This window comes from Alcanivorax sp. (genome assembly GCF_040119285.1).
Classification (GTDB): domain Bacteria; phylum Pseudomonadota; class Gammaproteobacteria; order Pseudomonadales; family Alcanivoracaceae; genus Alcanivorax.
Window position 1 is genome coordinate 161,333 of record NZ_JBEDTY010000004.1, and the last position, 23,038, is coordinate 184,370.

Sequence of the window (23,038 nt, forward strand, 5' to 3'; positions counted from 1 at the left end):
CATTTTTCTTTCAACGGTTAACTTTTTAGCTTGCCTTTGTAATGACTGATTACGAACTGATCCGCAGCAAGCGCCGCAGCCTGGAACTTCGTGTTCTGGAAGATGGGCGTGTTCAAGTGCGCGCGCCGCAACAGGCACCTTTACGGATGGTGCAGGCTTTTGTGGCAAGCCGTAGTCAATGGATTGCCGCGCAGCAAGAACGGCAAGCACAACGGCCCCGGCAGCGTTGGCACGACGGTGCTGCGTTTGTCCTGCGGGGGAAAACCCTCAGCCTGGATGTGAGCGAAGGCGCTACACGGGTTTTCGTCAGTGGCGGCTATCTCACCGTACGAGTGGGCGATTCGGATCAGGAAAGTATCGTGAAAATGGCGGTGCAAAACTGGTTACGCAAACAGGCGCGAGCGGCTTTCGAAGACAGTATTGAGCGCCAGTTCGACTGGTTTGCTGCTGAAGGATTCTCACGCCCGGTATTACGGGTGAAAAGCATGCGTACCCGTTGGGGGTCTCTGTCTGCCCGCGGCTACATCAATCTTAACTTGGCGCTGCTGCACTATCCTCCCAAGGCGCTGGATTATGTGGTCATGCATGAACTTTGCCATCTCATACACATGAACCACGGCCCCGGTTTTCACGCCCTGATGGACGCCCGTATGCCCGACTGGCGTCAGCGAAAAAATCTCCTAGACCAACCATGTTATCAGCCCTGAGCGCTGAGTTAATCGTGCAGAGTGTAAAGATTCAAGCGTGGGAGGGTTGGCCATGTTGTGCCGGTGATGAATCAGAGTACGTGGGCATGGTCTTTCAACACGCGAGCACTTGTTGCGCGTTTTTAAACGTTGCACTTTCAACGTTTCACCAGACATAAAAAAACCCGCCGAAGCGGGTTTTTTCTACTAACGTGGTTGCTTATTCAGCAACAACGTTAGCAGCCTGTGGACCTTTTGGGCCCTGCTGGATCTCGAAGGAAACCTTCTGACCCTCAGCCAGGGTTTTGAAGCCTGAGCCGGTAATTGCACTGAAATGAACGAACACGTCCGCACCACCATCGTCCTGGGAAATGAAGCCAAAACCCTTGGACTCGTTAAACCACTTCACAGTACCTGTAGCCATGTGAATATATACCTCAAAAACTATTACTTAGGGTGTTGCTTGCAAACCATGTTGAGCGGTGTTCGGAGACAACTTCAGCTTCACGCAGGGAAGACAACTACCAAAACAATCCACGGCCATAATTCGCAGCCACTTCTGACTCTACTCCCCTTTTTTTGATTGCACCACCCCTTTTTTTTGCCTGTTTTTAAGGCTGGAATGAACCATTGTCTCTAATCTCAACGGCCATTTCGTGGGACTCCCCTGGAGCCAAAGTGAGCACATCATCCAATACTCGAGCGGTTTCGATGCACAGCATTCGCTGCCATGCGTCGGGGGCAAATTGACTGAGCAACCGACTTTTTTTGATCCACGGATTCCAGATAACGGCGGAGTGGCTGCCTCGACAAGTCAGCTGAATTTGTCGTTGCCAGAGGGGATCTTCCACGTGTAGCTGCGAAGGCAGTTGCAGGTAAAGTCGGTCGGTTTCCTGGTGCAATTGTAGTGGCTGATCGTCTTGGCGTGTCTGCCAGTCGTCCAGTGCATCCACGTAGGGAGTATGGGCGAGCCCGTGCACGGTAATCTGCCGGCTGTCGGCCACGGCCAGATAGGTGTGCAGGGCTTGGCTGAGAGTCACCGAACGGTTGCCGTGATTATGGTTGCTCAGGCTTAACGTTAGGGTGTTGCTGAGGGTGACAGTGAGTGTGGGCGTGACCGGGGAAAAATGCTGGTGGTCGCCATGCTCTGCCAGTTGGAAAATCAGTTGCACTTGTTCTTTGTCGATGTGCTCTTCGTCGAGCCGCCAGGGTTGCTGGCGAACCAGGCCGTGGGCGGGCGGCTCGTGGAGCTGATATTGCCGCTGAACACTGTCAGGGTTGCGCTCCAGTGCGCCGAACCAAGGCCAGCAGATCGGCACGCCGCCGCGCACGCCTTGGCCAACTTCGTAGGCCGCCTGTTCACTGAGCCACAGAATAGGTGGCTCGCCATCGCGCCCGTATTCGAGCACTTGGGCACCTTGTTCGGCGATTACCAGCGTCTGGCCGCGATGGTGTAACTGCCAGCAGTTGAGACCGCCTCGCCTGATGCGGTTTAGTTCAGTTGCCATGATTGCTCGCCGGATGCCAAACGTCGGACCAGTCAGGAATCAACAGTCTGGTGTGACTATTTAATTCCTGCACCGATTTCCAGTTCGCGGATGGACTGTTCCAGATAATCCAGCAGCCGCTGCATGGAAGGCAGAGTACGGCGGCAGGCGATCAGCCCGAATTCCAGCTGGTCGACATAACTGGTGAGGGTGATATTTAGGGCGATGCGATCCAAGGCGATGGACACCGGGTACACCCCTTGTAGCTGTGCACCATTCCAGTACAGCGGCTCTTTCGGCCCGGGTATGTTGGAAATTACCACGTTGAAGGCCCGCCATTTTGGCGCCAGGCCGGTCAATAGGTTCAAGCCGGTGGGGGCCATGGTGAGGGCGGTGAAATTGAGAATTTCTTCCGGGCTCATCTGCGAGAAGCGGGATTTGGCTTCCTCGACGGAATCGTGGATGACGCGCAGGCGATTAGCTGGATCACAGATGTGGGTGCCCAGGTTGGCCAAGATCATGCCGATCTGGTTGCCGCCAGTGCTGTCGTCCTGCCGCAGGCTCATGGGCACCATGGCAATCAGCGGCTCATCGGGCAGCGCATGTTGGCTGATCAAGTATTCGCGCAGAGCGTGCCCACACATGGAGAGCACCACGGTGTTAATGGTGCAGTTATAGGCCTTGGCGATGGTTTTCAGGCGTGGTAATGGAAAGCTCTGGGCGGCAAAGCGGCGTGAACCGGTGATGGTATTATTCAGAATCGTGTCGGGCGCCTGAAAAATAGACACATAGTTTTCATCTTTTTTGGCTTTTTGAGTGACTTTGTAAATCTCCCGCGCGAGACCGGGCACTGTAGCAGCTTGTTTACTTATGCTCGCGGTTAGGCGCGCCATGCTGGAGGCCATGTCAACCGGGTTGCTGGGCAGTGAGCGAGAGCGTTTTTTGGTGTTGAACGCCCAAGCCGGGGCCATTTCACGTTCGCCGGGGTCAGTGGAAAGCGTCTTGGAGGCGATGCGCATGGCGGATATGCCATCCATCACCGAATGGTGGATCTTGTAATAGAGAGCGAACTGGCGACCGCGGATCCCTTCGATCAAATGGGCTTCCCACATGGGGCGTTCCCGGTCCAGCAGGTTGGAATGTTCGGCGGAGACCAGAGAAAGCAGTTCGCGGATGCGACCGGGTTTGGGGAGCGCTTCGTGGCGCAAGTGGTGGTCGATATCGAACTGTTTGTCTTCAGTCCAGTAATATTGGCCGAGCCGACGGGTCAGGCGCTGGTTGAACGGCGCCACCGGGTGGCTGTAATCCCGCATTTGCTGGGCCAGCTCACTCACATACTTCGGGCCGGCACCTTCCGGGAAGGAAAACAGCTGCAAGCCGCCCACGTGCATGGGTTGTTGTCGTTTTTCCAGCCACAGGAACAGTTGATCCGCTGGACTAAGCGCTTTCATATATTCTCCTTGGTAATAATTTGCTCCCTAGACACACGCTGTCTACTTTTAACAGGTTATGCACTCTCCATGCCAGCTGTGAAAAGTAGATCATAGTCGCAAAGAGGAGGGTGGGTCACTGTATGTAGGCCCCCAAACGTGGGCGTTGCGCTAAATCAAGGATCTGTCTCAGTGAGCGATGGCAATGGCGGGTGCAAACTAATACTTAATTCTTATTTTATCCACCAGCCACCGGCGCCATAAACGCGACGTTATTGCGGCATTCATACCGTGAATACCGAATATAGATCATATTGATTATGTTTATGTGTTCTGGGGCACTAGAATGCGCGGCATCGGTAGACCGGCATGGAATGACATGAGCAGGGTTTTCCCTCTCCGGCGTCGATAAACTAATTTCATATTCAGAGGTTCACCATGTCATACACCAAAGACATCGAAGCACTCGGCTCCGTGGTTGGTGCGCAAAGCACCTGGAAAGACATTAACCCGGAATCTGCGGTTCGCATGCGTCTGCAAAACCGTTTCAACACGCATCTGGACATCGCCAAGTACAACGCCAAGATCATGCGTGAAGACATGGCGGCCTATGACGCTGACACTTCCAAGTACACCCAGTCCCTGGGTTGCTGGCACGGTTTTGTTGGTCAGCAGAAAATGATCTCCATCAAAAAGCACTTCGGTAGCACTAAAGGTCGCTACCTGTACCTGTCTGGCTGGATGGTTGCTGCACTGCGTTCTGAGTTTGGTCCGCTGCCTGACCAATCCATGCACGAGAAGACTGTCGTCGCTGACCTGATCCGTGAACTGTACACCTTCTTGAAGCAGGCTGACGCTTGGGAACTGAACCACCTGTTCCGTGCGCTGGACGATGCCAAAGAAGCTGGCGACGAAGCCAAGCAGAAAGAAATCATCGGTCAGATCGACAACTTTGAAACTCACGTTGTTCCGATCATTGCCGACATCGATGCTGGTTTCGGTAACCCGGAAGCCACCTACCTGATGGCCAAGCAACTGATCGAAGCCGGTGCTTGCTGTATCCAGATCGAGAACCAGGTGTCTGACGAGAAGCAGTGTGGCCACCAAGACGGTAAAGTAACCGTGCCTCACGCCGACTTCCTGGCCAAGATCAACGCTGTCCGTTACGCGTTCCTGGAGCTGGGTATTGACGACGGTGTAATCGTTGCCCGTACCGACTCCCTGGGTGCTGGCCTGACCAAGCAAATCGCAGTAACCAACGAGCCGGGCGACTTGGGTGACCAGTACAACGCCTTCTTGGACGGTGACGTGATCGAATCCGCTGCCGACATCAACAACGGCGACGTTGTGATCAAGTCCAACGGCAAGCTGCTCAAGCCGAAGCGTCTGGCTTCTGGCCTGTTCCAGTTTAAAGCCGGTTCTGGTATCGACCGTGTTGTTCTGGACTGTATCACCAGCCTGCAGAACGGCGCTGACCTGCTGTGGATTGAAACCGAGAAGCCTCACGTTGGCCAGATCGCAGAAATGGTTAACCGTATCCGCGAAGTGGTGCCGGATGCCAAGCTGGTTTACAACAACAGCCCGTCCTTCAACTGGACCTTGAGCTTCCGTCAGCAGGTATTTGATGCTTGGGAGAAAGAAGGTAAAGACGTATCCGCTTACGATCGTGCCAGGCTGATGAGCGCGGATTACGACGACACCGAGCTGGCTCAGCTGGCTGACCAGTGGACCCAGAACTTCCAGCGTGACGCGGCCCGTGAAGCAGGTATTTTCCACCACCTGATCACTCTGCCGACTTACCACACTGTCGCTCTGTCCACCGACAACCTGGCTAAAGGTTACTTCGGTGAAGAAGGCATGTTGGCCTACGTTGCAGGCGTTCAGCGTAAAGAAATCCGTCAGGGCATTGCTACCGTGAAGCACCAGGACATGGCCGGTTCTAACATCGGTGATGACCACAAAGAGTACTTCTCCGGCGAAGCAGCACTGAAAGCCGGCGGTAAAGACAACACCATGGGTCAGTTCGAGAACAACTAAGTCTCGATAGATTCAAGGTAAGTCTTTAAGAGGCGGCCTCCGTAAGGAGGCCGCTTTTTTTGTGTTGAAAAAAGACGCCTTCCAACACAGTAAAACGGGGGGAGTGGCCCCATTCAGCCAGGGTGGGCGAAAACAGAAACAGTTGTGCTAACACACAACAGAGAAGGAGGTGTTTGATGATGTACCGCGGGGCTGTATGGAACAATGCTGCATTCTAACTAGAGTACGGTTCGGCACGCGGTGGTCGCATCACCTATATGAGATAATCGGTGGCCGGGACCGAATACGCCGAGGGGATTATCGCAGAGGATTGACCAACGACCAGTTGGCCGTTGGTCAAATAAAAGGGCAGGGAGGTTTAAAGCGATATCGGACAGTTGAGTCCGCCGAATTTTTTCTTGGTAGTACTGATGCATAACTTGGTTGCGATGCCAAAGGGGTCACCTGGAATACGGCCACAGGCTTCTTTGGCGGCATAGGCTTTAGCGCACTCCGAAGTAGTAGAGGAAACCGCACTGGCAGGCGTGGTTGCTGCAGGAAAAGTACTTGCCGGTTGGCTCGGTGCTGTGGGCTTGGCTATGGTGGGGGCTGGAGTGGGAAAACTATTGCGAATTTTCAACAAGGGATCCATATACACCCCTTCTTCGCCGAAGCTGCTTTCGGTGGCGCTAACGCAATCGTAGATATTTTCAATTCTGAAATAATCCACCGACTGGCCCATGTCTTTACAGTACACACTTTGTTCACCGGTATGGCTGGAAACAATAAAAACACCATGCTGGACGCCATCTCTCTGGGTAAGAACGGTACCGTTATGCGTCCAGGTGCGGTTCATGGAGTGCTCATCTTCTTGCCAGCGCATTTTGATGCTATTGCCGGTTTTATTGGCAACAGTCTGCCGTATCAGAGTAATGCCTTGGTACGGGGCTTGGGGAGCTGAGGCAACATAGTAAGCGACATACATGGGTTTATCGATAAACCGGGAGGTATCGATATCGCCTTTCTTGAGCCGATCGGTTTTTTGCCAAGTGGTTTCAATAACGGGGAAATCGTTTAGCCCGCTATCGCGACGGTAGCGCTTTACGGTAATGCGAGACTTGCCCAGGTCGCTTTTTTTCCATGAGCCATTGATATTGACTCGATTCTTGATGTGGTTGGTGTAAACCGCATGAATATAAACCGGGTGCCGAAAGGCATCGGGCAGTTGTTTCAGTTCCACCACCATGTTCGGGATGGTGTGCATCACAACGGCGCTTAACGCCTGGCATCCGGTCGGAGTTGAGCGAACACTAATCTGTTCATAGCCAACAGTGGACAGGCTTTCAATCGTAGCGCTTTTACTGGGTGGATTAATCATCTCGGGGCTGAGGGCGGCAATCTCTAAAGCCCGTTCCTGCGGCAAGGCGCATTCAGTCAGACTGGGGAAATCGGCATACACTTCACCGTTGGCGTAATCCTGCTGGTAGTGAGTGAAGTAATCCGACTCAAGGAGGCTGATATCCCATTGTGTTTGTGTGGGCCAGTGGTCTACAGGATCAACAACCTCGGCATACAAGGCGCTCTGAGCAGCGTTGATTTGAGCGTGCTGTTGATGAGGGGCTGCGCAGCCTACCAGAAGGCTAGCCACAACAGCGGCCCGCAATGGTTTCAAGATGGTCATGACCTTCCCCGATCATTATTTATAACGTAAAACCCCCGATAAAACCGTTGCTAATGTAGCAGTTGGCAGCTACTGAGTGGATACCCTATATGAGGGATGTATAAAAGGAGGGGGCTTGGACAACCAGGCCTGGTTGGGGTGTGGATAGATAAAAAATAACAAGGCGGCCAAGTGGCCGCCTTGTTATTGAACGCACGGTGTTATTCGTAATCGAACGAGAAGTCCTCAGCGCTCAACTGCATGGTGCTTTTGGTGGGCTTGAGAGCCGCTTCGGCATGGCCCTTGGCGCTGGGCAGCATGCGGTCGAAATAGAATTCTGCGGTAGCCAGTTTGGCTTTGTAGAATTCCGCCGGCTCTTCGCCGCCATTTTCCAGCTTGTCACTGGCAACGCCGGCTTGCAGCGCCCAGAAGTAAGCCATCATGGCGTAACCGCTGTACATCAAGAAGTCGTAGCTGGCAGTGGCCACCATATCGCGATCTTTTGCCGCTACCAGCATGATGCGGGTGGTCAGGTAGTTCCACTCGGCAGCAATTTTCAGCAGCTTCCATGCGAACGGACGCAGCTTGGGATCACGTAGGTTCTTGGTGCCGAAATCCACCAGTTTCTTGGAGAATTCACGCACACACTTGCCACGGGAAGACAGCAGTACCTTGCGGCCAAGCAAGTCCAGCGCCTGGATACCGGTGGTGCCTTCGTACAGGGTTGAGATCCGCGCGTCGCGCGCGATCTGTTCCATGCCGTGTTCTTTGATATACCCGTGGCCACCGAAAACTTGCATGCCTTCGTTGGCCGCTTCCAGGCCTTTTTCGGTGAGGAAGCCTTTCAGGATCGGCGTCAGGAAACCCAGCTCGCTATCCCAGTGGTCGTACTTTTCCATGTCGTCTTCGAGCATGCCAGCGATCATGTTGTCTGCGTACTGGGCAGCGTAATAAATCATCGCGCGGCCGCCTTCGGCAATAGCCTTTTGCTTGAGTAGCATGCGGCGTACGTCGCCGTGATGAATCAAGCTGTCAGCGACGGCATCGGGCTCTTTCTTGCCGGACAGTGCGCGCATGGACTTGCGCTCTTTGGCGTAAGGTAGTGCGCCTTGATAAGACCGTTCTGCATGGGCCACACCTTGCATTGCCGTACCGATACGGGCGCTGTTCATGAAAGTGAACATGCATTCCAGCCCGCCGTGTTCCGGGCCGATCAAAAAGCCGGTGGCTTCATCAAAGTTAATCACGCAGGTGGCCGATGCCTTGATGCCCATTTTCTTTTCCAGGGAACCACAGCTTACGCCGTTGTCTTCACCGATCTTGCCGGGCAAGTACTTGGGTACGATGAACAGGGAAATTCCCTTAGTGCCTTTCGGTGCATCCGGCAGACGGGCCAACACGATGTGGATAATGTTTTCGGTCAGGTCATGATCACCGGAGGAAATGAAAATCTTGGTACCGGAGATTTTGTAAGAACCGTCTTGCTGCGGGTCGGCTTTGGTTTTTACCTGGCCCAGGTCGGTACCGCACTGAGGTTCGGTCAAGCACATGGTGCCGCCCCAGGTGCCTTCGGTGAGTGGTACCAGGTAATCCTGTTTCTGTTCTTCCGAACCGTGCATCTGGATAGTGTTCATGGCACCCAGAGATAGTCCCGGGTACATGGAAAAGGACCAGTTAGCCGTGGCCATCATTTCCTGTTTAATCAGGCCCAGAGACATGGGCAGGCCTTGGCCGCCCACTTCTACCGGGTGGCTCAGGCCTTGCCAGCCGCCAGCGATGAATTCGTCGTAGGCTTCTTTGAAACCCTTCGGGGTGGTCACCACGCCGTCTTCCAGTTTACAGCCTTCCTCGTCACCGCTCTGGTAAAGGGGCGCAATGGTGTTTTCACATAATTTGGCCATTTCACCGATAATGGCTTCCACCATATCGGGGGTGGCTTCTTCACCATTGGGCTGAGCCTTGTAGTGCCGCTCAAAATCGAACACTTCGTTCATCAAAAAGCGCATATCGCGCACGGGAGCCTTGTAGGTTGGCATAGCAATCACCCTAAAAAAACGGATTAACTGTCAGGAACGGACAGCGCAACAGGGCAGGCATTGTTGGGCAATTCAAGTGTGAAGGCATTGACTGCCAAGGCGCGGCACGGCTGGCGTTAGGGTGAATGGGTGTAAACACAATGTTGGAGAAAAAGCGACAATGTAATTATAGGGGTCTCCCGCCCGAACTTCTTCCCAGCGCTGTATGCTTGGAGGCTGGCACAGTGGCTCAATAACAGCATACTTTGCATGCGCCCTGCGCCGGCCTTATCCGGGAAGTTTCAGCCCGGCCATGACGACCGTGCCGTTTTCAACAGACCTTGCTCTTAGCCGCAGGCCGCTGACACGCACCGTATCACCCACAACTGTCTGTTTACCCACTTGTTTGGTAAACATCTCAGCCACGGTCAGTCCTTGCCAGAGTGGTGGAGGGGCTTGCACCCCATACACCGCAATCAATTGCGCTACCGGCGTTTTGCCCAGCACGCTGAAGTCGCCGTAATAACGTTTCTCATCACTGCTTAATTTATGGCATAGGTCGGACAGGCCGGATTTGTGTGATAGCGGTGCGAGCCAGGCAATCAAGTCACCGGCTTCAATTTTGGGGTCATCACTGAGGCTGAGCACCCGCGTGTTGCGATACAAAATCAACGGGGTGCGCTCGTTTTCGCCCAGCTCTCCCAGGTTTTTGCCTACGGCCTTGGCGCCGTCTTCCACTTCAAACTGCATCAAGTAGCGATCGCGAGGGGCGGCCAGGGCCACAGTTTGTTTGGGCTCGGTGGTGCGCGGCACCGAGACTTTCAGTTTGCGGGCAACAAAGCGCAGGCTCGCGCCCTGGCCAAGCAGGGAAATCAGCACCACCACCAGGGTAATATCAAATAGCAGATAGGTTTGTTCAACCCCGGCCAGTAGCGGGAAAACGGCCAGTACAATGGGCACGGCACCACGTAACCCTGTCCAGGCAATAAAGGTTTCTTCGCGCCAAGTGAAGCGGAAGGGTAGCAGGCTAAACCATACGGATACCGGGCGGGCTAGCAACATCAAGAAGGCTGCCACGGCGAGGGCATAGGGCAGGTTTTCGATGAGTCGCGACGGCGTCACCAGCAGGCCCAAGATCAGAAACATGCCGGACTGGGCCAGCCAGGCCATGGAGTCCATGGCTTTGAGCACATTGTCACCGGTGCCGCCCCGGCGATTACCGGCTACCAAGCCGGTCAGGTATACCGCCAGAAAACCGGAGCCGCCTACCAAATTGGTAATGGCAAACACCATGGCACCACCGCTGCACAGCAGTAAAGCATGCAGCCCTTCGTTGCTACGCACCCGCAGCAGCACTTCGCTGATCACGGCCCCCAGCAACAAGCCCAGCAGTATGCCCAAACCAAACTGTTGGATCAGGGTGACCAGCATCCCCGCGCCCCACTTGGCATCCGGGTCCACCAACATGCCTACCAGCATCAGGGTAATAAAGATGGCCATGGGGTCGTTGAGACCGGATTCGATCTCCAGGGTACTTGCCACACGTTCATTCAGGGTGACGCCAGCGCCTTTGATAACACTGAAAACGGCCGCCGCATCGGTGGAGCCGATAATACCGCCCAGCAGCAGGCCCACCCGCCAGTCCACCCCGATTAACCAAGTAGTAAAAGCGCCCACCAGGGCGGCAGAGATGGCCACCCCTAAAGTAGCCAGGCTAAGGGCGGGGCGTAGGCCCAGTTTGAAGGTACTTAATCGAGTGCGCAGGCCGCCATCGAGCAGAATCACCGCCAACGCGATATTGCCAATCACATAAGCGGTGGAGAAATCATCAAACTCGATGCCGCCTAGGCCGTCTTCCCCGGCCACCATGCCCACCACTAGAAAGATGAGCAGGGACGGCACCCCGAAGCGAGCGCTCAGAGAACCCAGTAGCAGGCCGGTGAACATCAGACCGGTGCCGATCAGCAGAAAGATATTCAATGATTCCAAATGCGTTCCTAGTTAAGTGAGAACAGAGTTATAGAGTACAATAGCTTACACGGAACCGGCGGTGCGATTCAGGCCAAGCTCAAAACTCTTTTCGACACCCAGGGGCCTTTACGGTGTTGGGTGACGCGCCTTCAGCCACTTTATGCGTGGCAGGATCGGTGGTTGAGGTGCGGCTTGCACCGGCAAGATTACGGTAATCGGCTTGGTGGCGAGGGTTTTCGGTTTTTGTCTATTGCGAGAGGCTTGCAGCGTGAAGCGTACTCTCTATACTAGCGCGCCCGGTTGACTATATTTTGAGCAGCAGGCCAGCCCTGCAAGGTAAGTGCAGCATGGATTTTTCCCAGCGATTTGGCGTGATTGTGATTGGCGGCGGCCATGCCGGAACCGAAGCGGCACTGGCATCCGCACGTATGGGCGTTTCCACGCTGTTGCTTACTCACAACATTGAAACCCTGGGTCAGATGAGCTGTAACCCGGCCATCGGCGGCATCGGCAAGAGTCACCTAGTCCGTGAAATCGATGCTTTGGGCGGGGCCATGGGCCGTGCCACTGATAAAGGCGGCATCCAGTTTCGTGTCCTCAATGCCCGTAAAGGCCCAGCAGTGCGCGCCACTCGTGCCCAAGCCGATCGGGAACTCTATAAGGCCGCCATCCGCGGCACCCTGGAAAACCAGCCCAACCTGACCCTGTTTCAGCAAGCGGTGGACGACCTGGTGGTGGAAAACGGTCGCTGTGTGGGTGTGGTCACTAACATGGGCCTGCGTTTCATGGCCGATGCGGTGGTGCTCACCGCTGGCACCTTCCTGGGCGGTGTGATCCATATTGGCCTGGATAACCATCAGGGCGGGCGCGCCGGAGACCAGCCGTCTAATGCACTGGCACGCCGTTTACGTGAACTGCCGTTCCGGGTAGATCGTCTAAAAACGGGTACGCCGCCGCGAATTGATGGCAAGAGCGTGGATTTTTCGGTGATGGAAGAGCAGTGGGGCGATAGTCCGCTGCCAGTGATGAGCTACTTGGGCAAGGTGGAGGAGCACCCGCAGCAAGTGTGCTGCTACATCACCCATACCAATGCGCAGACCCACGACATTATCCGCAGTGGCTTTGATCGCAGCCCCATGTTCACCGGAGTTATTGATGGGGTGGGGCCGCGTTATTGTCCGTCCATTGAAGACAAGGTAAACCGCTATCCGGACAAAGACAGCCATCAGATTTTCGTGGAACCGGAAGGGCTCAATACCCACGAGTTATATCCCAACGGCATTTCCACCAGCCTGCCGTTTGATGTGCAGCTGCAGGCGGTGCGCTCCATCCGCGGCTTTGAAAACGCCCATATCACCCGCCCTGGTTATGCCATCGAGTACGATTATTTTAACCCCCAGGATCTCAAGCACAGCCTGGAAACTCAGCATATGCCGGGGCTATTCTTCGCCGGCCAGATCAATGGCACGACCGGTTACGAAGAAGCGGGCGCCCAGGGATTGCTGGCGGGCCTGAACGCGGCGCGGCTGAGTCAGGGTAAAGACACTTGGACCCCCCGCCGCGATGAAGCCTATATAGGCGTACTGGTGGATGACCTGATTACCATGGGGACTCAAGAACCCTACCGCATGTTCACTAGCCGCGCCGAATACCGGTTGTTGCTGCGTGAAGACAACGCGGATCTGCGCCTCACCGAGAAGGGCCGTGAGCTGGGGTTGGTGGGTGACGAACGCTGGGCGGCCTTCAACGCCAAACGTGACGGCATGGCCAGCGAAGAGCAGCGTCTTAAAACCACCTGGGTGCGGCCAAAAACGCCAGAAGCCGAGGCGGTGAATGCGTTAATCGAAAAGCCGTTGGCTCATGAATACAATTTGCTCGACCTGCTCAAGCGCCCTGAGCTGACCTACGCCGATTTAGCGGAAGCAGTGGCGCTGGCGGAGCGCCCGGATAGTGCCGTCATTGAGCAGATGGAAATTCTTGCCAAGTACGCAGGCTATATTGATCGTCAGGCAGACGAAATCGAAAAACTGCGGGCTGCAGAAACCACCGCCCTGCCGGTGGAGTTTGATTATGGTCAGGTAAAAGGCCTGTCCAATGAGGTGAAGCAAAAGCTCGGCGAGATTCGTCCGCAGACCTTGGGCCAGGCGGGTCGCATTCCCGGCGTCACCCCGGCGGCTATTTCCCTGCTGCTGATTTACCTGAAAAAACATCACCATCAAAAGAAGGCCGCCCAACAAGCATGAGTCTTTCCAGTACTCTGACCCAGGGGATTGATGCCCTTGGCCTTTCCTTGAGCGACGATCAGCAGCGCTTGTTGCTAGCGTATGTGGACCTGCTGGTTAAATGGAACCAGGCCTATAACCTCACCGCGATACGCGACCCACAGGACATGGTCACCCGCCATTTGTTGGATTCCCTGGCTGTATTGGCCTACCTGGAAGAAGGCGACACCCTCGATGTGGGGACCGGTGCCGGTATCCCCGGGATTATTCTGGCGGTGGCTCGCCCGCAGCAGGCCTTTGTGTTGCTGGATTCCAACGGTAAGAAAACCCGTTTTGTCCGTCAGGCACGCCGCGAATTAGGGCTGGATAACGTGGAGGTTGTGCACGGTCGCGTGGAACAGTACCGTAAAGCCCCATCACAGATCATTTGTCGCGCTTTTGCTTCCTTGTCGGACATGCTGGCGTTGATGACGCCCATAATGACTGACAATACCCGTCTATTGGCGATGAAAGCGGCCAGCACGGAAGAAGAACTGGCCACCCTGCCGACGCAGTGGCAAGGGCGCCATCACACCCTGACAGTGCCGGGCTTGGATGAGCCTCGCACCTTGGTGGTAGTGAATAAAGCTTGAGCGTGGGCGTGGGCCGTCAGGCACTCTGTCTCAGGCGTCAGGCGTAAAATCGAGGAGAACGCAGTGACCACCGTATTTGCCGTAGCCAATCAGAAAGGCGGCGTGGGCAAGACCACCAGCAGTGTGAACCTAGCGGCGTCGCTGGCGGCCACCCGCAAGAAGGTGATGCTCGTGGACATTGATCCACAGGGCAATGCCACCACCGGGTCAGGCGTAGACAAGTTTGATACCGAATACACTATTTATGATGTGCTGTGCGACGACGTGGCCATCGAACAGGCGGTGACGGACACCCCGGAAGATTCCGGGTTTGATCTGATCGCCGCCAATGGTGATTTGACTGCGGCTGAGGTTCAGTTGCTGGACATGAGAGCTAAGGAGTTCCGTTTGCGTAACGCCTTGGCGCGAATCCGTGATCAGTACGATTACATCCTTATTGATTGCCCGCCGTCCCTGAACATGCTCACCGTCAATGCACTGACGGCGGCAGATTCGGTAATAGTGCCCATCCAGTGCGAGTACTATGCCCTGGAAGGCCTGACCGCACTAATGAACACCATTGAGAAAATTCGCACGGTACTCAACCCGAAGCTGCACATCGGGGGTTTACTGCGCACCATGTATGATCCGCGCAACAGCCTCTCCAATGATGTCTCCAACCAGCTGATTAGCCATTTCGGTGACAAGGTGTATCGCACCATTATTCCCCGTAACGTGCGGTTGGCCGAAGCGCCCAGTCACGGTGCACCAGTGATTACCTATGATCCAAAATCCCGCGGTGCGGTTAGCTATTTGGCGTTGGCCGGCGAGATTTTGCGCCGCGAGCAGGCCCTCAAGAATCCACCCGCTGCGGCGTCATGATTGCAGGGCACAAGATTAGCATTACCTGTGGGGGCGGTCGTTTGAACGCGACTTTCTCTTCGGCACGGGTATCGCGGTGGCACCACCGCTCCCACAAAAGTACAAGGATTGACCATGGCGGCAAAGCGTAAACGTGGGCTCAGCAAGGGCCTGGATGCCCTGCTCAGCAACAACGAGTCCTACCAGCGGCATCAGGAAGAAGTGAGCCTGCAGAACCAGGGCGAAACGAACGGCGAGCCCAGCCAGCGCCCCCGTGATGGCGAATTGCGCCACCTGCCTGTGGAGTGCATGGAGCGTGGCCGTTATCAGCCACGCCGGGACATGTCCCCCGATGCCCTAGAGGAACTGGCTGAGTCGATTCGTGCCCAAGGCGTGATGCAGCCCATCGTGGTGCGCCCACTGGGCGATAAGCGCTACGAAATCATCGCCGGAGAGCGCCGCTGGCGTGCCGCACAGATGGCCGAGCTGGACACCATTCCGGCGGTTATTCGCGAAGTGCCTGACGAAGCGGCCATCGCAATGGCACTGATCGAGAATATCCAGCGCGAAAACCTCAACCCAATGGAGGAGGCCATCGCGCTGGGCCGATTGAAAGAGGAATTCGGGCTCACCCATCAGCAAGTGGCCGATGCGGTGGGTAAATCCCGCGCCATGGTGACCAACCTGCTACGGTTGATGAGCCTTGAGAGCGACGTTAAGAAGCTGCTGGAGCACGGTGACCTGGAAATGGGCCATGCACGCGCCCTGTTGGCGTTGACCAGCAACAAACAGGTTGAGGCTGCCCGCACCGTGGTGGCCAAAGGGCTGTCAGTACGGCAAACCGAAGAGCTGGTCCGCGATTTTGAAAAAGTTAAAACCGCGAAACCGGCGGCCACCAAGGAAGACCCCAACGTGAAGGCGTTGATCAGCGACTTGTCTGATCGCTTGGGCGCACCGGTGCAAATTCAACAACAGGGCAAAAAGGGCAAGCTGGTGATCAGCTATAATAGCCTGGATGAATTGGATGGCATTCTAGCCCACATCAAATAGCAGGCCTGCGTATTGCTAATCGAAGGGGTAATTTGCAACTAGCTGTTTCCGCAGCATTTCGTTAGCAGTGCCGGCCCCGATGGTAGAGATCAACGTTTGGTGATAGCCTCATTTGCGTAATCGCAGGCAGGATGGAAGGGCGAGCGGGGGTATACAAAAATATCTCAGCAGGCGGTGTTTTTCCATGAACTTCGTTCAGCCCTGCTTTGTGGAGATCAGGCGAAAGAAAGTCGCCCACAAACCATAAAGTTTGCCGAACAATCCGCCCGTTACGGTTGCCACTTGCGTGCCAACTCCATATACTTCGCCGCGCTAAAGATCAGGGGTGCCCGAGACCTTAGCGCCTGGTGCGGCATCATTTTGCATCAGCCAAGAGGCTCACGGTGACCAGCAACGAATTTCAGCCCAACAGAGCATTGTTCTGGGGGTTAATGTGCGCTCAACTGGCCACGATAGTGGTGTTTGGGCTGCTGGTAACCGGGTTGGCCGGCGTGTTCGCCGGGCTAGTGGCTGTCTGGGGCGGCACTATCAGCCTGATCGCTTATGCTTGGGGTGGCTTCCAGATATGGATGCACCCAGGCAACCGTGCGCCAAAGCGTATGGCTACCGCAGCAATGCGGGCCGAGATGGGCAAGATCGCAATTATGCTATTGCTGTTCTGGCTAACATTCTCCAAGGTCCCTGAAGCGCGGGAAATGAAAATTGCAATGGTCTTGCTGTTAGGCTTCTTGCTAGCCCAGGTTGTGGGCTGGATTCAGGTAGCGCGCCTCGACGGGCAAACAGCAGGGCAAGACAGGCACCACGACTAGCCTGTAGGCATCGGCTCTCTATAGAGGTTTGACATGGCAGCGAACTCCGCCGGCGAGTATATCAAGCACCATCTGGGTAATCTGACCTATGGCAAGTTGCCCGAAGGCTATGTCCGTGAATGTCACGGTCATGCGGAGACTCTGAGCCAAGCAACCTGGACCATGGCTTGTAACGGCACCGAAGCCAAAGATATGGGTTTTGCAGCCTTTCACGTTGACTCCTTGGCTTGGTCTGGCGGTCTTGGCATTATCATGTGCCTGTTGTTCTGGTTGGGTGCGCGCAAAGCGAGCGCCGGTGTGCCTTCTGGTTTCCTTAACTTTGTGGAAATCATCATTGAGTTTATCGATACTCAGGTGCGCGATTCTTTCCACGGCAAGAGCAAGTTGATTGCGCCGTTGTCGTTGGTGATCTTCTGTTGGGTGTTCTTGATGAACCTGATGGATCTGATCCCGGTGGACTTCATTCCGAAGACATTTGAATGGGTGATGGTGACCTTCTTCGGCTGGAGTGCCCACGAAGCCTATTTCAAGATTGTCCCCAGCACCGATCCGAACATTACCTTGGGTATGTCCTTCAGCGTGATGTTCCTGATCATCTTCCTCACCATTAAGACTAAAGGTGTGGGCGGTTTTGTGGGGACTCTGGCGCTGCATCCTTTTGAATCCAGCAACCCGGTGGTCAAAACGATTCTGATCCCGATTAACCTGCTGCTGGAAACCATTGCTCTACTGGCCAAGCCGGTATCACTGGGCCTGCGACTGTTCGGTAACATGTACGCGGGTGAGTTTGTATTTATTCTTCTGGCGGCGATGATGGGCACTTGGCAGTTCATCGGTGCCTGGCCTTGGGCAGTGTTCCATATTTTGGTAATCACACTGCAGGCATTTATCTTCATGGTTCTGACCATCGTGTATTTGAGCATGGCGGTGGAAGAGCACTGATTTAAGCAAGTAACAGTTTTTTAAACCGGTTTTTAATTAAACCAACCAAGCACTTAACGGGAGTGTAAAGATGGAAGGCATTCAATTTCTTGCTGCTGCTATCGTAGCTGGCCTGGCGGCCATCGGCGCAGGTTTGGGCTTCGGCATGATGGGTGGTCGTTTCCTTGAGTCTGTGGCTCGTCAACCGGAGCTGGCTCCGATGCTGCAAACCCGCATGTTCATCATTGCTGGTCTGCTGGATGCTGTGCCAATTATCTGTATCGCTATCGCGTTCCTGCTGATTTTCCAGTAAATCGCGCTTTAACGTTTAAGCCCCGATTTAGGGAAATCTAAAGCAACGCGGATTGAGGTGTTGGCATGAATATTAATGCGACACTAATTGGCCAGGCCATTTGGTTTGCCCTGTTTGTGTTCTTCTGCATGAAGTTCGTTTGGCCCCCGATTTCACGGGCGCTGGATGAGCGTAAGCAGAAGATTGCCGAAGGCCTGAGTGCCGCGGATCGGGCAGAGCGTGATCTGGAACTGGCGCAGGAAAAGGCGACCGCCAATCTCAAAGAATCTAAAGAGAAGGCGGCCGAAATTATTGATCAGGCCAATCGCCGGGCTAATCAGATTGTGGAAGAGGCTAAAGATGTAGCGCGCACCGAAGGTGAGCGTCTAATTGCCAAAGCCCATTCTGAGATTGACCAAGAGGTTAATCAAGCTCGCGAGCAATTGCGTAAAGATGTAGCTGTACTGGCGTTGAGCGGTGCCGAAAAGGTACTGGGCGGCGAAGTAAGCCAGGACAAACACACGCAGTTGCTTGAGCAGCTGGCGGCTGAACTCTGAGAATACGGGTAACCCATGGCTGAACTGACCACCATCGCACGCCCCTACGCCAAGGCCGCATTTGTGTTTGCTAAAGAGCACGATGCCCTGGAGCAGTGGGAGAAGATGCTGGGCTTGGCAGCAGCAGTGGCAGGTGATGCCTCCATGCGTGCCTACCTTGACCAGCCGGAACTGGATGATGCCACCAAGGTTTCTGCTTTTGCAGAAGTCTGTGGTGATGAGCTGGACGAAAGCGCTCGCAACTTTGTTGCACAGCTGACGCAGAACAAGCGTTTGCCGCTTTTGCCGGTCATCCTGCAACTGTTCCACGAGCTTCTGGCCGAACAGCAGCAGTTCACCGATGTGGAGATGATCTCTGCATTCGAGTTGGACGATGCTGCTACCGACAAGTTGGTAGCAGCGCTTAAGAAACGCCTTGGCACGGAAGTGAATGTTACAACTTCCGTCGACCAATCCTTGATTGGGGGCGTGCTGGTGCGAGCCGGCGATACCGTAATTGATGGCAGTGTGCGCGGCCGGCTTAATCGCCTGGCAGAGCAACTGAACTCTTGAGTTTGAGGGATTAGAGATGCAGCAACTCAACCCGTCCGAAATCAGCGAGATTATCAAGTCGCGCATCGCGAAACTTGATACCTCCACCGAAGCACGCAACGAAGGTACGGTGGTTTCCGTATCTGATGGTATTGTGCGCATTCATGGTCTGGCCGACGTGATGTTCGGCGAGATGATCGAGTTTGAGGGCGGCATCTACGGCATGGCCCTTAACCTGGAGCAAGACTCTGTCGGCGCCGTGGTGCTGGGTGATTACCTGGGCCTGGCCGAAGGCCAAAAAGTACGTTGTACCGGCCGTATCCTGGAAGTCCCCACTGGCCCCGAAATGCTGGGTCGTGTGGTTGACGCTCTGGGTAACCCAATCGACGGTAAAGGCCCGATCGAAGCCAAGCTTACCGATGCGGTTGAAAAGGTAGCGCCCGGCGTTATCTGGCGTCGTGAAGTTAATGAGCCTGTTCAAACCGGTTACAAGTCTATCGATGCCATGGTGCCAATCGGCCGTGGTCAGCGTGAGCTGATCATTGGCGACCGCCAGATCGGTAAGACCGCTGTGGCAGTTGATGCGATTATCAACCAGAAAGACTCCGGCATTAAGTGTGTCTACGTTGCCATCGGCCAGAAGCAATCCACCATTGCTAACGTGGTGCGCAAACTGGAAGAGCACGGCGCGATGGAAAACACCATCATCGTTGCGGCCTCCGCTTCTGAACCGGCTTCCATGCAGTTCCTGGCACCGTTTGCTGGCTGCACCATGGGTGAATATTTCCGTGATCGCGGTGAAGATGCACTGATCGTCTATGATGATCTGACCAAACAGGCGTGGGCGTATCGCCAGATCTCCCTGTTGCTGCGTCGTCCGCCGGGCCGTGAAGCTTACCCTGGTGACGTGTTCTACCTGCATTCCCGTCTGTTGGAGCGCGCCGCCAAGGTAAACGAAGATTATGTTGAGAAGTTCACCAACGGTGAAGTGAAAGGCAAGACCGGTTCTTTGACCGCTCTGCCGATCATTGAAACCCAGGGTGGTGACGTTTCTGCCTTCGTACCGACCAACGTGATTTCCATTACCGATGGTCAGATCTTCCTGGAAACCGACCTGTTTAACTCCGGCATTCGCCCGGCGATGAACGCCGGTGTGTCTGTATCCCGTGTAGGTGGTGCAGCCCAGACCAAGATCGTTAAGAAGCTGGGTGGCGGTATTCGTCTGGCTCTGGCTCAGTACCGTGAACTGGCGGCATTCGCTCAATTCGCTTCCGACCTCGACGATTCTACTCGCGAGCAGCTGGAGCATGGTCAAGCCGTTACCGAGCTGATGAAGCAGAAGCAGTACAGCCCGATGAGCGTTGCTGAAATGGGTGTTGTGCTGTACGCGGCTAACGAAGGTTACCTGAAAGGTATGGAAGTCGAGAAAATCGGCTCCTTCGAAGCGGCACTGCTGGACTACATGAACAGCGAAAAGAAAGCGTTGATGGATAAAATCAACGAGAAGGGTGACTACAACGGCGAGATCGAAGCTGAGATTAAAGAATCTCTCGATCAGTTCAAAGCCACCCAGACCTGGTAATTCGCTGATAAAGGAACGTTCCTATGGCCAGCGGTAAAGAGATCAAAGGCAAAATTGCCAGCGTCCAGAGCACGAAGAAAATTACTCGTGCAATGGAAATGGTAGCAGCCTCCAAGATGCGTAAGGCGCAAGAGCGTATGACGGCCAGTAAGCCGTACGCCAGCCGTATGCGTCAGGTGGTTGCTCACCTGGCTAACGCCGATCTGGAATACCGGCACGTTTACCTGCAAGAGCGGGAAGTTAAGAACGTTGGCTACATCGTAGTGAGCTCCGATCGGGGCCTCTGCGGTGGCCTCAACGTGAACCTGCTCAAGAACGTCGTCAAAAGCGCGAAGGCATGGGAAGAAAAGGGTGCCAAAACCAGCTACTGCGTAGTCGGTTCCAAGGGCATGTCTTTCTTCAAGAGCGTTGGCGGCAATGTGGAAGCGAACGTCACAGGCTTGGGGGATACCCCACACCTGAATGACCTGATCGGTTCCATCAAGGTGATGTTGGATGCCTACGAAAGCGGTGCAATCGACCGTTTGTACATCGTGTACAACGAATTCGTGAACACCATGACCCAGTCGCCCAAAAACATTCAGTTGCTGCCGCTGGAAGCGAGTAGTGATGAAGAGCTGAAGCGCCACTGGGACTACATTTACGAGCCAGCCCCGAAAGAGCTGCTCGACGAACTGCTGGTGCGGTTCATTGAGTCTCAGGTGTATCAGGGTGTGGTTGAAAACAATGCCTGTGAGCAGGCAGCACGTATGATTGCCATGAAGGCTGCCAGTGATAACGCTGGTGACATCATTCGTGATCTGCAATTGGTGTACAACAAGGCACGCCAGGCTGCTATTACGCAGGAAATCTCCGAAATCGTTGGTGGTGCTGCTGCGGTTTAATCGTCAAGCAGATTAACGTGGCAAAAACGCAAGTTAAGAGGATGCAAGCATGAGTAGCGGTCGTATTGTTCAGATCATCGGTGCCGTGATCGACGTGGAATTCCCACGCGAAGCCGTACCGAAGGTATATGACGCCCTCTCCGTGGACGGTACTGAAACTACCCTGGAAGTTCAGCAGCAGCTGGGCGACGGCGTAGTGCGTACTATCGCCATGGGCTCCACCGAAGGTCTGAAGCGCGGCCTGGACGTGACTGATAACGGTGAGCCGATTCAGGTTCCTGTGGGTACCAAGACCCTGGGCCGTATCATGGACGTGCTGGGTCGGCCGATCGATGAAGCAGGCCCCATCGGTGAAGAAGAGCGTATGCCGATTCACCGTGCAGCGCCTACTTATGCGGATCAGGCAGCCACCAACGAACTGCTGGAAACCGGTATCAAGGTAATCGACCTGGTTTGCCCTTTCGCCAAAGGCGGTAAGGTCGGCCTGTTCGGTGGTGCGGGTGTAGGTAAAACCGTAAACATGATGGAGCTGATCCGGAACATCGCGATCGAGCACTCCGGTTTCTCCGTGTTTGCCGGTGTGGGTGAGCGTACTCGTGAGGGTAACGATTTCTACCACGAAATGAAGGACTCCAACGTACTGGATAAAGTATCGCTGGTGTACGGTCAGATGAACGAGCCGCCTGGTAACCGTCTGCGTGTAGCGCTGACCGGTCTGACCATGGCCGAGAAGTTCCGTGACGAAGGTCGCGACGTACTGTTCTTCGTGGATAACATCTACCGTTATACACTGGCCGGTACTGAGGTATCTGCACTGCTGGGCCGTATGCCTTCAGCGGTAGGTTACCAGCCGACCCTGGCGGAAGAGATGGGCGTTCTGCAGGAGCGTATTACTTCCACCAAGACCGGTTCCATTACCTCCGTACAGGCGGTATACGTACCGGCGGATGACTTGACTGACCCGTCTCCGGCCACCACCTTCGCGCACTTGGATTCCACCGTATCTCTGAGCCGTGACATCGCCTCCAAGGGTATTTACCCGGCGATCGACCCGCTGGATTCCACTTCACGTCAGCTGGATCCGCTGGTTATCGGTCAAGAGCACTACGACATTGCGCGTGGCGTTCAAACCGTATTGCAGCGCTTCAAAGAGCTGAAGGACATCATCGCGATTCTGGGGATGGACGAACTGTCAGAAGACGATAAACTGACCGTATCTCGTGCCCGTAAGATCGAGCGTTACCTGTCCCAGCCGTTCTTCGTGGCCGAAGTATTTACAGGCTCCCCGGGCAAGTATGTTTCCCTGAAAGACACCCTCGCGGGCTTCAAGGGCATTCTTGGCGGTGATTACGATCACATCCCGGAGCAGGACTTCTACATGAAGGGCTCTATCGACGAAGTGATTGAAGCCTACAACAAGCGTAGCAAGTAACCTGCACCTGGGAGACAAGCA

At 54.9% G+C, this 23,038-nt stretch carries 20 protein-coding genes; 14 read left to right on the plus strand and 6 right to left on the minus strand.

The features are described 5' to 3' along the window. Positions 1-41: 41 nt before the first annotated feature. The gene (locus ABNH10_RS01715) at positions 42-707 is read left to right on the plus strand and encodes a M48 family metallopeptidase (protein WP_349384474.1); all 666 of its coding nucleotides are present in this window, start codon (positions 42-44) and stop codon (positions 705-707) included. Between the two features lie 199 nt (positions 708-906). Here the strand turns inward: ABNH10_RS01715 and cspE are convergent, their stop codons facing one another. The 3 genes from cspE to ABNH10_RS01730 all read right to left on the minus strand — a co-directional run bounded on the left by cspE (position 907) and on the right by ABNH10_RS01730 (position 3,624). Next, positions 907-1,110: a transcription antiterminator/RNA stability regulator CspE gene (cspE, locus tag ABNH10_RS01720; protein WP_011590014.1), complete on the minus strand. Its 204-nt coding sequence runs from the start codon at positions 1,108-1,110 to the stop codon at positions 907-909. A 187-nt stretch (positions 1,111-1,297) separates the two neighbouring features. Next, on the minus strand, positions 1,298-2,194 hold the full coding sequence (locus ABNH10_RS01725; protein WP_349384475.1) for a D-hexose-6-phosphate mutarotase: 897 nt from the start codon (positions 2,192-2,194) through the stop codon (positions 1,298-1,300). Between the two features lie 56 nt (positions 2,195-2,250). Continuing rightward, entirely contained in the window at positions 2,251-3,624 is a 1,374-nt protein-coding gene (locus ABNH10_RS01730; RefSeq protein WP_349384476.1) for a WS/DGAT/MGAT family O-acyltransferase, read from the minus strand. A 417-nt stretch (positions 3,625-4,041) separates the two neighbouring features. On the opposite strand from ABNH10_RS01730, the gene ABNH10_RS01735 reads away from it, so the two are divergent. After that, positions 4,042-5,640: an isocitrate lyase gene (locus tag ABNH10_RS01735; RefSeq protein ID WP_349384477.1), complete on the plus strand. Its 1,599-nt coding sequence runs from the start codon at positions 4,042-4,044 to the stop codon at positions 5,638-5,640. 358 nt (positions 5,641-5,998) lie between these two features. Here ABNH10_RS01735 and ABNH10_RS01740 read toward each other — a convergent pair whose 3' ends face one another. The 3 genes from ABNH10_RS01740 to ABNH10_RS01750 all read right to left on the minus strand — a co-directional run bounded on the left by ABNH10_RS01740 (position 5,999) and on the right by ABNH10_RS01750 (position 11,283). Continuing rightward, on the minus strand, positions 5,999-7,300 hold the full coding sequence (locus ABNH10_RS01740; RefSeq protein ID WP_349384478.1) for a hypothetical protein: 1,302 nt from the start codon (positions 7,298-7,300) through the stop codon (positions 5,999-6,001). Positions 7,301-7,500: 200 nt separating this feature from the next. Next, positions 7,501-9,315, minus strand: coding sequence for an acyl-CoA dehydrogenase C-terminal domain-containing protein (locus ABNH10_RS01745; RefSeq protein WP_349384479.1), 1,815 nt, complete (start codon positions 9,313-9,315; stop codon positions 7,501-7,503). Between the two features lie 267 nt (positions 9,316-9,582). Next, on the minus strand, positions 9,583-11,283 hold the full coding sequence (locus ABNH10_RS01750) for a potassium/proton antiporter (RefSeq protein ID WP_349384480.1): 1,701 nt from the start codon (positions 11,281-11,283) through the stop codon (positions 9,583-9,585). 329 nt (positions 11,284-11,612) lie between these two features. Here ABNH10_RS01750 and mnmG point away from each other — a divergent pair, with 329 nt between their 5' ends. The 12 genes from mnmG to atpD all read left to right on the plus strand — a co-directional run bounded on the left by mnmG (position 11,613) and on the right by atpD (position 23,017). Continuing rightward, positions 11,613-13,508, plus strand: a complete 1,896-nt coding sequence (gene mnmG, locus ABNH10_RS01755) for a tRNA uridine-5-carboxymethylaminomethyl(34) synthesis enzyme MnmG (protein WP_349384481.1) — start codon at positions 11,613-11,615, stop codon at positions 13,506-13,508. Further along, positions 13,505-14,119, plus strand: coding sequence for a 16S rRNA (guanine(527)-N(7))-methyltransferase RsmG (gene rsmG / locus ABNH10_RS01760; RefSeq protein ID WP_349384482.1), 615 nt, complete (start codon positions 13,505-13,507; stop codon positions 14,117-14,119). Before mnmG ends, rsmG begins: the two co-directional genes overlap by 4 nt. Positions 14,120-14,182: 63 nt before the next feature. Further along, positions 14,183-14,980, plus strand: coding sequence for a ParA family protein (locus ABNH10_RS01765; protein WP_349384483.1), 798 nt, complete (start codon positions 14,183-14,185; stop codon positions 14,978-14,980). 114 nt (positions 14,981-15,094) lie between these two features. Beyond that, positions 15,095-16,009 (plus strand): ParB/RepB/Spo0J family partition protein, encoded by a 915-nt coding sequence (locus tag ABNH10_RS01770; RefSeq protein WP_349384484.1) that lies wholly within the window; start codon positions 15,095-15,097, stop codon positions 16,007-16,009. Between the two features lie 383 nt (positions 16,010-16,392). Next, complete coding sequence (locus ABNH10_RS01775; protein ID WP_349384485.1) at positions 16,393-16,818, plus strand: ATP synthase subunit I; 426 nt, start codon at positions 16,393-16,395, stop codon at positions 16,816-16,818. Positions 16,819-16,851: 33 nt separating this feature from the next. Further along, complete coding sequence (gene atpB / locus ABNH10_RS01780) at positions 16,852-17,760, plus strand: F0F1 ATP synthase subunit A (RefSeq protein WP_349384486.1); 909 nt, start codon at positions 16,852-16,854, stop codon at positions 17,758-17,760. Positions 17,761-17,830: 70 nt separating this feature from the next. Continuing rightward, positions 17,831-18,052: a F0F1 ATP synthase subunit C gene (gene atpE / locus ABNH10_RS01785; protein ID WP_007151035.1), complete on the plus strand. Its 222-nt coding sequence runs from the start codon at positions 17,831-17,833 to the stop codon at positions 18,050-18,052. Positions 18,053-18,117: 65 nt separating this feature from the next. After that, positions 18,118-18,588, plus strand: coding sequence for a F0F1 ATP synthase subunit B (locus tag ABNH10_RS01790; RefSeq protein ID WP_349384487.1), 471 nt, complete (start codon positions 18,118-18,120; stop codon positions 18,586-18,588). Positions 18,589-18,603: 15 nt separating this feature from the next. Continuing rightward, positions 18,604-19,140 (plus strand): F0F1 ATP synthase subunit delta, encoded by a 537-nt coding sequence (locus ABNH10_RS01795; protein WP_349384488.1) that lies wholly within the window; start codon positions 18,604-18,606, stop codon positions 19,138-19,140. A 16-nt stretch (positions 19,141-19,156) separates the two neighbouring features. Beyond that, positions 19,157-20,701 carry a F0F1 ATP synthase subunit alpha gene (gene atpA, locus ABNH10_RS01800; RefSeq protein ID WP_349384489.1) on the plus strand — a complete coding sequence of 515 codons (1,545 nt, stop codon included), beginning with the start codon at positions 19,157-19,159 and terminating at the stop codon, positions 20,699-20,701. A gap of 23 nt (positions 20,702-20,724) precedes the next feature. Continuing rightward, complete coding sequence (gene atpG, locus ABNH10_RS01805) at positions 20,725-21,585, plus strand: F0F1 ATP synthase subunit gamma (protein WP_349384490.1); 861 nt, start codon at positions 20,725-20,727, stop codon at positions 21,583-21,585. Between the two features lie 49 nt (positions 21,586-21,634). Continuing rightward, positions 21,635-23,017, plus strand: a complete 1,383-nt coding sequence (atpD, locus tag ABNH10_RS01810) for a F0F1 ATP synthase subunit beta (protein ID WP_349384491.1) — start codon at positions 21,635-21,637, stop codon at positions 23,015-23,017. Positions 23,018-23,038: the final 21 nt, after the last annotated feature.

Coding starts and splice junctions, on each gene's coding strand:
- ABNH10_RS01715 (WP_349384474.1), top strand. CDS start 42: ATGACTGATTACGAACTGATCCGCAGCAAGCGCCGCAGCCTGGAACTT.
- cspE (WP_011590014.1), bottom strand. CDS start 1,110: ATGGCTACAGGTACTGTGAAGTGGTTTAACGAGTCCAAGGGTTTTGGC.
- ABNH10_RS01725 (WP_349384475.1), bottom strand. CDS start 2,194: ATGGCAACTGAACTAAACCGCATCAGGCGAGGCGGTCTCAACTGCTGG.
- ABNH10_RS01730 (WP_349384476.1), bottom strand. CDS start 3,624: ATGAAAGCGCTTAGTCCAGCGGATCAACTGTTCCTGTGGCTGGAAAAA.
- ABNH10_RS01735 (WP_349384477.1), top strand. CDS start 4,042: ATGTCATACACCAAAGACATCGAAGCACTCGGCTCCGTGGTTGGTGCG.
- ABNH10_RS01740 (WP_349384478.1), bottom strand. CDS start 7,300: ATGACCATCTTGAAACCATTGCGGGCCGCTGTTGTGGCTAGCCTTCTG.
- ABNH10_RS01745 (WP_349384479.1), bottom strand. CDS start 9,315: ATGCCAACCTACAAGGCTCCCGTGCGCGATATGCGCTTTTTGATGAAC.
- mnmG (WP_349384481.1), top strand. CDS start 11,613: ATGGATTTTTCCCAGCGATTTGGCGTGATTGTGATTGGCGGCGGCCAT.
- rsmG (WP_349384482.1), top strand. CDS start 13,505: ATGAGTCTTTCCAGTACTCTGACCCAGGGGATTGATGCCCTTGGCCTT.
- ABNH10_RS01770 (WP_349384484.1), top strand. CDS start 15,095: ATGGCGGCAAAGCGTAAACGTGGGCTCAGCAAGGGCCTGGATGCCCTG.
- atpB (WP_349384486.1), top strand. CDS start 16,852: ATGGCAGCGAACTCCGCCGGCGAGTATATCAAGCACCATCTGGGTAAT.
- atpE (WP_007151035.1), top strand. CDS start 17,831: ATGGAAGGCATTCAATTTCTTGCTGCTGCTATCGTAGCTGGCCTGGCG.
- ABNH10_RS01790 (WP_349384487.1), top strand. CDS start 18,118: ATGAATATTAATGCGACACTAATTGGCCAGGCCATTTGGTTTGCCCTG.
- ABNH10_RS01795 (WP_349384488.1), top strand. CDS start 18,604: ATGGCTGAACTGACCACCATCGCACGCCCCTACGCCAAGGCCGCATTT.
- atpA (WP_349384489.1), top strand. CDS start 19,157: ATGCAGCAACTCAACCCGTCCGAAATCAGCGAGATTATCAAGTCGCGC.
- atpG (WP_349384490.1), top strand. CDS start 20,725: ATGGCCAGCGGTAAAGAGATCAAAGGCAAAATTGCCAGCGTCCAGAGC.
- atpD (WP_349384491.1), top strand. CDS start 21,635: ATGAGTAGCGGTCGTATTGTTCAGATCATCGGTGCCGTGATCGACGTG.